The 10,095-nt window shown below is 65.6% G+C and carries 6 protein-coding genes and 1 pseudogene; 5 read left to right on the top strand and 2 right to left on the bottom strand.

Annotated features, from left to right (window positions below; translation table 11 throughout):
* Positions 1–80: 80 nt before the first annotated feature.
* Positions 81–1,412 (top strand): DUF3422 family protein, encoded by a 1,332-nt coding sequence (locus tag AC52Q4_RS00115; RefSeq protein ID WP_495534759.1) that lies wholly within the window; start codon positions 81–83, stop codon positions 1,410–1,412.
* 424 nt (positions 1,413–1,836) lie between these two features.
* Positions 1,837–4,773 (top strand): transketolase, encoded by a 2,937-nt coding sequence (locus AC52Q4_RS00120; RefSeq protein ID WP_495534760.1) that lies wholly within the window; start codon positions 1,837–1,839, stop codon positions 4,771–4,773.
* Between the two features lie 116 nt (positions 4,774–4,889).
* Here the strand turns inward: AC52Q4_RS00120 and AC52Q4_RS00125 are convergent.
* Both AC52Q4_RS00125 and AC52Q4_RS00130 read right to left on the bottom strand, forming a co-directional pair.
* Positions 4,890–5,159 (bottom strand): annotated as a pseudogene (locus tag AC52Q4_RS00125) (Txe/YoeB family addiction module toxin).
* Complete coding sequence (locus AC52Q4_RS00130; protein ID WP_495534764.1) at positions 5,140–5,412, bottom strand: type II toxin-antitoxin system Phd/YefM family antitoxin; 273 nt, start codon at positions 5,410–5,412, stop codon at positions 5,140–5,142. Before AC52Q4_RS00130 ends, AC52Q4_RS00125 begins: the two are co-directional and overlap by 20 nt.
* A gap of 139 nt (positions 5,413–5,551) precedes the next feature.
* Here AC52Q4_RS00130 and AC52Q4_RS00135 point away from each other — a divergent pair, with 139 nt between their 5' ends.
* The 3 genes from AC52Q4_RS00135 to AC52Q4_RS00145 all read left to right on the top strand — a co-directional run.
* On the top strand, positions 5,552–7,072 hold the full coding sequence (locus AC52Q4_RS00135; RefSeq protein WP_495534761.1) for a DUF3375 domain-containing protein: 1,521 nt from the start codon (positions 5,552–5,554) through the stop codon (positions 7,070–7,072).
* Positions 7,073–7,091: 19 nt separating this feature from the next.
* Entirely contained in the window at positions 7,092–7,694 is a 603-nt protein-coding gene (locus AC52Q4_RS00140) for a DUF4194 domain-containing protein (protein ID WP_495534762.1), read from the top strand.
* Positions 7,691–10,095: ATP-binding protein (locus AC52Q4_RS00145; RefSeq protein WP_495534763.1), on the top strand; the 2,405-nt coding region annotated here is incomplete at its 3' end. The genes AC52Q4_RS00140 and AC52Q4_RS00145, both read left to right, overlap by 4 nt.

The following is a 10,095-nucleotide window of genomic DNA, read 5'->3' on the forward strand; positions in this document are numbered from 1 at the left end:
GAGCCGCCGCGGGTGACGCTTGTCGAGCAAGGAACGGCTCAGTACTCTAGCGGCTCCGATCGACGTCATGCGCGCATCCAATGAACGACCATAAGCGACTGACCGGCGCCAATCGGGCCGGATTACCCGAACATCCGCGACGCGGTGAATTGCTCGCCGTGGTCCACGCGCGGCCTGTCGCGCCGCTACGTGCGCCGCAGCATCTCACCCATCTCGCCCTCTTCGGCGGCGCCGCAGCGCGGGAGCGCGAGCTCGCGCACATTGCCGCGCTGTGCCACGAGGTGGGCATCGATCCGCCGTCGGCGAAATCGGACCACGTGCTTTTGGAGACGGAAGCGTTCCGGCTGCGCTGGGAGCCCCACACGGAGTTTTCCACCTATACCCTTTTCTCCGGCGAGCCGAACGGCGAGCCCTTTCAGACGACGGGTCTGGATGCCGTACCCGCGCAATGGGTCGCGGAGCTGCCGGGAGAGCTCCTTGCCGCCTGTCATCTCAGTCTCGTTCAGGCGGACACGGTCGCCGAGTACCCCGAGCGCATGCAGGAGTACTTCAACCTGCAAAGCCTTACCGGCAGCCGCTGCGCCGGAGGGGCGGCCACGGTGTGGACCGATTTCCGGGCGCACGCCGACGGATTCACCCGCTTTCTGGTTCTCGATCGCGGCTTGCGTCAGGCCCAGGGCGGCCGCCTGATCCAACGTCTGCTGGAGATCGAGACGTATCGTCTCATGGCGTTGCTCGCCCTGCCCATCGTGCGTCAGCTCATGCCCGAGATCACGCGCATGGAGAATAAGCTCGGCGATCTCACCGATCGCCTGGCGAGTGCCCGCCATGCCGAACAGGAGCAGGGGCTGCTCGAAGCGCTGTCCGCCCTGTCGGCGGACGTGGAGCGGATCATCGCTCAGAACAATTTCCGTCTCGGCGCCGCCGCTGCCTATTCGGGGCTGGTGCGCCTGCGAATCGAGGCCTTGCGCGAGACGCGGGTGGAGGGCGTGAGCACGGTGCAGGAGTTCATGAACCGGCGCTTGGTCCCGGCAATGGATACTTGTCAAGCCATCGGCGAGCGCTTGGACCGGTTGTCGCGACGCGTCAGCCGCGCCGCGAATCTGCTGCGCAGTCGTATCGACCTGGCGCTGGAGGCGCGCAACCGGGATCTGCTCGAATCCATGAATCGCCGCACCCGACTGCAGCTGCGGCTGCAGACCACCGTGGAAAGCCTCTCGGTGGTGATCCTGAGCTACTATACGATCGGCCTTATCCATCACGCGCTCTCCGGACTGGAAGCGGCCGGGCTGCACGTGCCGGTGGAACTGCTCACCGGCATCAGCGTGCCGATCGTGGTCCCGGCCGTAGCGGGCGGCGTCTTCGCGATTCACCGCTGGGTCGAGCGTGCCGATTCGAAGACGGCGAAATGACAGCGCATCGCTACGGTACCGGGTTGTTCTGTCCAGATGAACGCTCGCCCGCGGGCGCCCCAAACCCTGCGCTTGTAGACGCCCCCGCGAACGGCTCGACAGCACCGCGCGATCCATAGATTCCCCGCCGCTTCGCTTCGGCTCCTCCCTTGCCGGTCGCGCAGGCGCAGCGACCACCGTGGCGGCCCGGCTGAACCAATCGCGCCGCCATCAGTCGATTCATTACAAGGTCATTGCAAACAATAGCGCTCGAACCCGCCGCTGAGCAGACCGCCGGCCAAGAAACGGCGATCGATGCATGCGGCGCCGAGGCGCGCAAACCCGGCCAAACCATCGATGTCGCTCGTCCGCCGTTGTTGCCGGCGCGACAAGGCGCCCGTGGGGCACGCTCGAGAAGTCGATGGAGGAGCGACGGAGGCACGGCATGACGCCATTGCAAAAGCTGCGTGAATTCGGCCAGAGTTGCTGGCTCGACAATCTCACCCGCCGCATGGTCCGCGGCGGCGAGCTTCGTTGCCGCGTCGAGCGCGACGGGCTGCTCGGAGTCACGTCGAACCCGAGCACCTTCGATCAGGCAATCACCGGCAGCGAGGATTACTCAGCGCAGATCGACGAGGCCGTCGCCGCCGGGTGCTCTACTCGCGAGCTCTACGAGACGCTGGTGACTACCGACGCCCGGGAAGCCTGCGACATCCTGCGGCCCGTCTATGAAGACACCGCCGGGGGGGACGGATATGTGAGCCTCGAGGTCTCGCCGCGTCTTGCCCGTGCCACGGAGGCCTCGATACGCGAGGCACGGCGGCTCTGGGAGACGGTCGATCGGCCGAACCTATTCATCAAAGTGCCCGGTACCGCCGAGGGCGTACCCGCCATCGAGACCCTGCTCTTCGAGGGGATCAACGTCAACATCACGCTGCTTTTCTCCGTGGCGAGCTACGAAGCGGTGGCCGAAGCCTATCTCCGTGCGCTCGAGCGGCGTGTGCAAGCGGGCCGGCCCGTCTCGGGCATCGCCTCGGTCGCGAGCTTCTTTCTCAGCCGTATCGATGTGCTCGTCGACCAACTGCTCGAGCATCGGATCTATTCCGGCCATGAAGTGGACCCGGACGCCTTGCGTGGGCATGCCGCAATCGCCAACGCCAAGCTGGCCTATCTGAGCTTCGAGCGCATCCTCGCGAGCGAGCGCTGGCAGGCACTCGAAAATCAGGGCGCGCGCGCGCAGCGCTTGCTCTGGGCGAGCACCGGCACCAAGAATCCGCGCTACCGTGACGTCATGTACGTCGAGCCGCTGATCGGACCGCACACAGTGAGCACGATGCCAGGCGCCACTCTGGATGCCTTCCGCGATCACGGCCGGGTGCGTGAGACCGTGCGCGAAGGCGTGACCAATGCCGAGCAGGTGATGCTCGATCTCGCCGCACTCGGCATCGAGTTCGACCACGTCACGCGGCAGCTCGAAAACGAGGGCGTGCAGAAATTCATCGAACCGTTCGACGCCCTGCTCGCGCACCTTGAAACCCTGCGCGAGCGCCGCCTCGTGAAACGCGAGCTGCCGCCACTGCGCAACATGGCCCGGCGTCTTCGCCGTCGCGTCGTGGAAATGACCACCGCGGCGGGATCCGGGCATCTCACCTCGTGCCTCTCCTGCGCGGATCTCATCGCCGCGTTGTTCTTCCGCGAGATGCGCTGGGATCCCACCGCGCCGGAAGCACGCAATGTCGACTCGTTCATCCTTTCGAAAGGCCATGCCGCGCCGATCCTGTGGGCGGCGCTCGTGGAGGCGGGCGCAAGCGACGAGGACCCGCTCACCCTGCGCCGCATCGATAGCTCCTTTGAAGGCCATCCGACACCGAACAACGCCTGGGTGCAGGTCGCGACCGGCTCACTCGGCCAGGGGCTCGCGGCGGCCAACGGGATGGCGCTCGCTAACCGCCTGGACGGCATCGATGCGCGGGTGTTCTGCCTGCTCGGCGATGGCGAATGCTCGGAGGGCTCAGTGTGGGAAGCCGCTCAGTTCGCGTCCTTGAACAAGCTCTCCAACCTGGTGGCCATTGTGGACGTAAACGGACTCGGGCAGAGCGAGACCGCGCCCTACCATCACCGGACCTCGGTATTCGCGCGCCGCTTCGAGGCGTTCGGCTGGCAGGCGATCGAGCTCGACGGCCACGATATGGAAGCCGTGCTCGATGCGCTCTATCAAGCCCGCAGCGGCGGGCCGACCGCGCTCATCGCGCGCACCGAAAAGGGCAAGGGCATATCCTTCCTGGAAGGCGCGGACGGCTGGCACGGCATGCCACTCGAGCGTGAGGACATGGAGCGCGCGCTCGCGGAAATCGGCGAGGTCGAACCCGCCATGCGCTTCGCGGGGCAACGCGTGGGGAGCTTCTCCGAGCCGCCCGCGGAGAACGCCCCGCCGCTGCCGGCTCCGAATTATGAAATGGACGCCGCGCACGCCACCCGCGATGGTTATGGCCGGGCGCTCGTCAAGCTCGGTCAGGCCGACGCCCGGATCGTCGCGCTCGACGGGGACGTCAAGAATTCCACGCGGACAGAGGGCTTCGCGCAGGCGCTGCCCGAGCGTTTCTTCCAGAGCTACATCGCCGAGCAGAATATGGCGGGGGCCGCGTTGGGTCTTGCCGTCTGCGGCAAAATCCCCTTCGCCGCCTCCTTCGCCTGCTTTTTCACCCGCGCGGCCGACTTCGTTCGCATGGCGGGGCACAGCCGCCCGCGGCATCTGGTGTTCTGCGGCAGCCACGCCGGGGTCTCGATCGGCGAGGACGGCCCATCGCAAATGGGCCTAGAGGACATCGCGCTGTTCCGGGCCGTGCTCGGCAGCACGGTCCTCTACCCGTGCGATGCGGTCAGCGCCGAGCGCCTGACCGAGGAGGCGGCGCGCACCGAGGGCATCGTGTATCTGCGCACGAGCCGCGGCAAGACCCCCGTCATTTACGACAATGACGAGGCGTTCCCGGTCGGCGGCAGCAAGACGCTGCGTGCCTCGGCGAAAGACGCCGTCACCGTGGTCGCGGCGGGCGTCACGGTGCACGAGGCGCTTGCGGCCTACGCCGAGCTTGCGCGGCAGGGCATTACCGTGCGCGTGATCGATCTCTACTCCGTGAAACCGCTCGACAGCGAAGCGCTCGCGCACGCCGCCGAGGAAACGAAAGCGTTGCTCGTGGTCGAGGACCACTGGCCCGAGGGCGGCATCGGGGAGGCCGTGAGCGCGGCGGTTGGCCATCTCGCGCCCGTGCACCGGCTCGCGGTGACCGGCGAGCCGCGCTCCGGCAAGCCGGAGCAACTGCTCGAGCGCCATGGCATCTCGCGTAACGCCATCGTGCGTCAAGTGCTGGAGCTGGCCGGCTGACGGGTCTCGGGAACGGGCACGGTTCGACATCCGGAAGGCCAATCGCCTGGGAAAAAGCCATGCAGCAAGGTCAGTAATGAAAGCAACGGGCTGGGTGGCCAATTCCTTTAGGACGATCAAAACTGGTCGTAATGCCCCCCAATGGCAAATATGTAAATGTAGTTATCATCGTACGTATAGATAACTCGGTCTTTCTGGCTGATGCGGCGAGACCATAAACCAGAGAGTGTGTGTTTCAATCCCTCGGGTTTCCCGGTGCCAGTGGTGGGGTCATCGCGCAGCATCTCTTTCAGCAGGCCGCACACTGTTTTATGCAATCGCTTATCTTTTTGCCTGAGTTTTTCGTAAGCTGCTCATGTATTACCTTCAAACACCAGTGATCTCATCAAGTTCATCGGCTGTTGGTTTATATCCCTCCCTTTCCGTATGAGTGCCTATCGAAGCAGCGATTTGCTTCATTAAATCAGTGTTTTGCAGAATATGTAATGTTTCTTGCTCGCGCTCCCAATCGTCGGCACCCACCACAACGAAATCTTCCCCACTGCGGCGAGTAACCCTGATCGGCATGTGCCGGTTAACCACCTGTTCTACAAAATATTTTAGGTTGTCTCTGAACTTGTTTACACTAATTGTATCCATAGGCTTGACTTCTATCATGTACGGGGTATCCGTACACAGTAGCCAGAACGTTCCCACAACGCAATCAACGCGCGGAGACGAGCTTGATGCCTAATCTCGCGCCCCCTTCGCTCGACTCAATGCCGGCACGAATGACGCGATGGGCGATGTAAGCGCCCTGTGCGATCATGGCGGCTTCACCCCACGTATCGCTGAAACGCTGATGGATGCGCCCGCCCGCGCCATGGACCACGACTACCTCCAGACGCTGCGCCGTTTGCATCCGGCGTGGCGCCTGCTCGCCGCGGACCATGGGCCGCTGGTGATCGGCTTTCTGTATCGCTGCTTTATCGAGCCAAACGTGCGCACCCTGCCCGAAGAGGAAGCGGCGTCGCGCCTGGAGGATTATCTTTTCCAGTTACGCGAGCGCCTCGGCGAGGAGGCTTTCCCCAAGCGTGCTCTCGACTACCTCAATGACTGGGCCTCCGACGAGCGCGGTTGGTTGCGCAAATACTACCGCGAGACCCGCGACGAGCCTTGCTTCGACATCACGCCGGCCACGGAGCAGGCTATCCAGTGGCTGGCGGGCCTGGAGCAGCAGCAATTCGTCGGCACCGAATCGCGGCTGCGCACCGTCTTCGACTTGCTGCGCCAGATCGTCCAGGGCACCGAAACCGATCCCGAGACCCGGATCGCCGACCTGGAGCGGCGTAAAGCCGCCATTGAAGAGGAGATCGCCCGGATCCGTGAGGGGCGGATGGAGTTCATGGACGAAACCCAGCTCAAGGAGCGCTTCCTGCAGATGACCGGCATCGCCCGTGCGCTGCTGGCCGATTTCCGCCAGGTGGAGCAGAACTTCCGTGACCTCGACCGGGACGTGCGCATGCGCATCGCCACCTGGGAAGGCACCAAGGGGGAGCTGCTGGAGGATGTTTTCGGCCAACGCGACGCTATTGCCGATTCGGATCAGGGCAAAAGCTTCCGGGCCTTCTGGGATTTCCTGATGGCGCCGGCTCGCCAGGAGGAGCTGACCGCGCTGCTGGAGCGCATTCTGGCACTGGACCCCATCGCCGCGCTGGGCCCGGACCGACGCCTCGCCCGTATCCACTACGACTGGCTGGAGGCCGGCGAGACGGCGCAACGCACCGTGGCCCGACTCTCCGAGCAGCTGCGCCGCTACCTGGACGAGCAGGCCTGGCTTGAGAACCGCCGCATTATGACGTTGCTGCGCGGGATCGAGCAGCGGGCGCTGGCCATCCGCGAGTCACCGCCGCCCACGACGTTTATGCAGCTGGACGAACCCGCGCCGCGGGTCGAACTGCCCATGGAGCGGCCGCTGTACAGCCCGCCGATCAAGCCTCGGATCGAACAGCAGGTGCTCGTGGAGGGCGACGAGGAGTTCGCCGCCGACGCTCTGTTCGAACAAGTCTACGTGGATCGGGAACGGCTGCGCGCCCACATCCGCCGCGCCCTGCAGACCCGCGAGCAAGTGGCCCTGACCACGCTGCTGGCGGAGCATCCGCTGCAACAAGGGCTGGCGGAGCTGGTTGCCTATTTGAGCCTGGCCGCCGACGACCGCAAGGCAGTCATCGACGAGCAGACGCCTCAGCACGTAGCCTGGACGGACGAAACCGGCCGAACCCGGCGGGCGCGGCTGCCCGCCGTCGTGTATACACGTTGACCAACGCCGTAACGATTCCATGAACGACGACACCCCCGCCACCCATCAGCTTCCTCCCCTGCTCGTCGCCCTGTTCAAGGGCGTGCTCTACAAAGACCAGAGCCCGCAGCTCTGGCAGGGGCTACTCGAGTTGCAGGCCCGGGCGCGCGACTACGTGACGGTGCTGGGACTGGAGTTAATGCTGGATGAGGCCGAAGGCTATGCTTATCTGCGCCAGCGCCCCCAGGATGAGACCGAGGCGGCGCTGCCGCGGCTGGTCCCGCGCCGGCCGTTGAGCTATCCGGTCAGTTTGCTGCTGGCGCTGCTGCGCAAGAAGCTCGCCGAGCACGACGCCGGCGGGGGCGATCCCCGGCTGATCCTATCCCGTGATCAGATCGTGGACATGATTCGCGTGTTCCTGCCGGAGACAGCCAACGAGGCCCGGTTGGTAGACCGCATCGACACCCACATCAACAAAGCCGTAGAGCTTGGCTTCCTGCGCCGGCTGCGCAACCGCGGCGACCAGCTCGAAGTACGGCGTATCCTAAAGGCTTACGTCGACGCGCAATGGCTGGGGGAGTTCGACCACCGGCTGGCGGAGTATCGTGATCAGGCCGCCGAGCAGCCGGAGAACCGCGCATGAGCCTGCAACGTGAGTTACTCGATTTCGCCGAGGCCAACGAACGCGCCGGCTTCCGCCTACACCGCTTCGAGGTCTACAACTGGGGCACCTTCCACGAGCGTGTGTGGAGCCTGCCGCCGTGCGGCGAGAATGCGCTGCTCACCGGCGACATCGGCTCCGGCAAATCCACCCTGGTGGACGCCCTTACCACCTTGCTGGTGCCGGCCCAACGCATCACCTACAACAAGGCCGCCGGCGCCGATGCCCGGGAGCGCTCGCTGCGCTCCTATGTGCTCGGCTACTACAAATCGGCGCGTGACGAGGCGGGGCTCGCCGCACGGGCAGTCGCGCTGCGCGACCACAACAGTTACTCGGTCATCCTCGGCCACTTTTTCAACGAAGGCTTCGATCGCCACGTCACCCTGGCCCAAGTGTTCTGGCACAAAGACACCCAGGGACAGCCGACGCGTTGCTATCTGGTGGCCGACCGGCCGCTGAGCATCGCCGAGCACTTCGCCGGCTTCGGCAACGACATCAATGACCTGCGCAAGCGTCTGCGCGGCTTGGCCGACGCGGAGCTGCACGAGACTTTCCCGCCGTACGGGGCCGCTTTCCGGCGCCGGTTCGGTCTGGGCCACGAACAGGCCCTGGAGCTATTCAACCAGACCGTCTCCATGAAGTCCGTGGGCAACCTCACCGACTTCGTCCGCGGCCACATGCTGGAGGCCTTTCCGGTCGAGCCCCGCATCGAAGCGCTGGTCGGCCATTTCGATGATCTCAATCGCGCCCACGCGGCGGTGCTCAAGGCCAAGGCACAGGTCGAGGCGCTGGAGCCGCTGGTGGCGAATGCGCAGCGCCATGCCGAACTCTCCGGCGAGATCGAGACCTTGCGTGCCTGCCGCGATGCCCTGCGGCCTTATTTCGCCGCGCTCAAAGGTGAGCTGCTGACGCGGCGCCTGGACAATCTGGATCAGGAACTGGCCCGGTGCGGCACCCGCATCAGCGAGCTGCAGGAAGAGCGCCGTAGCGAGCAGAGCCGCCGCGACGAGCTCAAGCGCGCCATCGCCGAGAACGGCGGCGACCGGCTGGAGCGCATCAAGGCCGAGATCGCCGATCAACAAAGGGAGCGGGACGCCCGCCGCAAACGCGCCGAGCAGTACAACGCCCTCGCCCGGGAGCTGGAGCTGCCCGAGCCGGCCGGGGCCGAGGCGTTTCTTGCCAACCGGCGCGCGCTGGAGACCGAGCGCGCTGCCTGTGAGCCGCACCTGGAGCAGGTGCAAAACCGGCTCACCGAGGCCAATGTGGAGTTCCACGGTTTCAAGACTGAGCACGGTGCGCTCCAGACCGAACTGGAGTCCCTGCGCCAGCGCCGCTCCAACATACCCGCCCGGATGCTCGCCATCCGCGAGCGGCTCTGTGAGGCTATGGAGGTGGACGAGGAGGCGGTGCCCTTCGCCGGCGAGCTGATCCAGGTGCGCGCGGAAGCCGGCGACTGGGAAGGAGCCGTGGAGCGCCTGCTGCACGGTTTCGGACTGTCGCTGCTGGTGCCCGATAGCCGATACGCTCGAATCGCCGAATGGGTGGACCGAAACCACCTCAACGGCCGCCTGGTCTATTTTCGGGTACGCGACACGCGTGCGGTGGAGCCCGCCGAGCTGCATCCGCAATCGCTGGTGCGCAAGCTCGCCATCCGCCCCGACTCCGCCTTTTATCCCTGGCTGGAGGCGGAGCTGGCGCGGCGCTTCGACTACGCCTGCTGCGAGGACCTGTCGCGCTTCCGGCGCGAGCAGAGGGCGATTACTCGGGCCGGCCAGATCAAGGCCGGTGGCGATCGCCATGAAAAAGACGACCGCCACCGCCTCGACGACCGTTCCCGCTACATCCTCGGCTGGACGAACGAGGCCAAGATTGCTGCGCTGGAGCAGCAGGCCCGCTCCCTGGAGCAGCGCATGCAGGCCGTGGGCCGCGAGATCGCCACCCAGCAGGCCGAGCAAAAGCGCTTGCAGGAGCGGCTACAGAAGCTCGGCAACCTCGCCATGTTCAGCGACTTCCGCGAGCTGGACTGGCAACCGGTGGTGACCGAGATCGAGCGTCTGGAGGAAGAACGCCGCCACCTGGAGGCGGAGTCGGACATCCTGCGCGCGCTGGAGGAGCAGCTCCAGGCCCTGGAGGCGGCGATCGAGCACACCGAGGAGGCGCTCACCCGAGCCCAGCGCGAGCAGGCCGCCGCCGAGAGCACGCACGAGGCGGCCCGCCTGGCGTTGGAAGAGACCCGGGAGCAGCTCGCCGCGATGCCGCAAGCGCTGCGCACGCGCTATTTCCCCCGGCTCGAGGCGATGCGGGCGGAGGCCCTCGGCGAGCAGCGCCTGACCGTGGAGTCCTGCGACAACCGTCAGAGCGAGCTGCGGGACTGGCTGCAAAA

Source organism: Nitrococcus sp. (assembly GCF_059432795.1).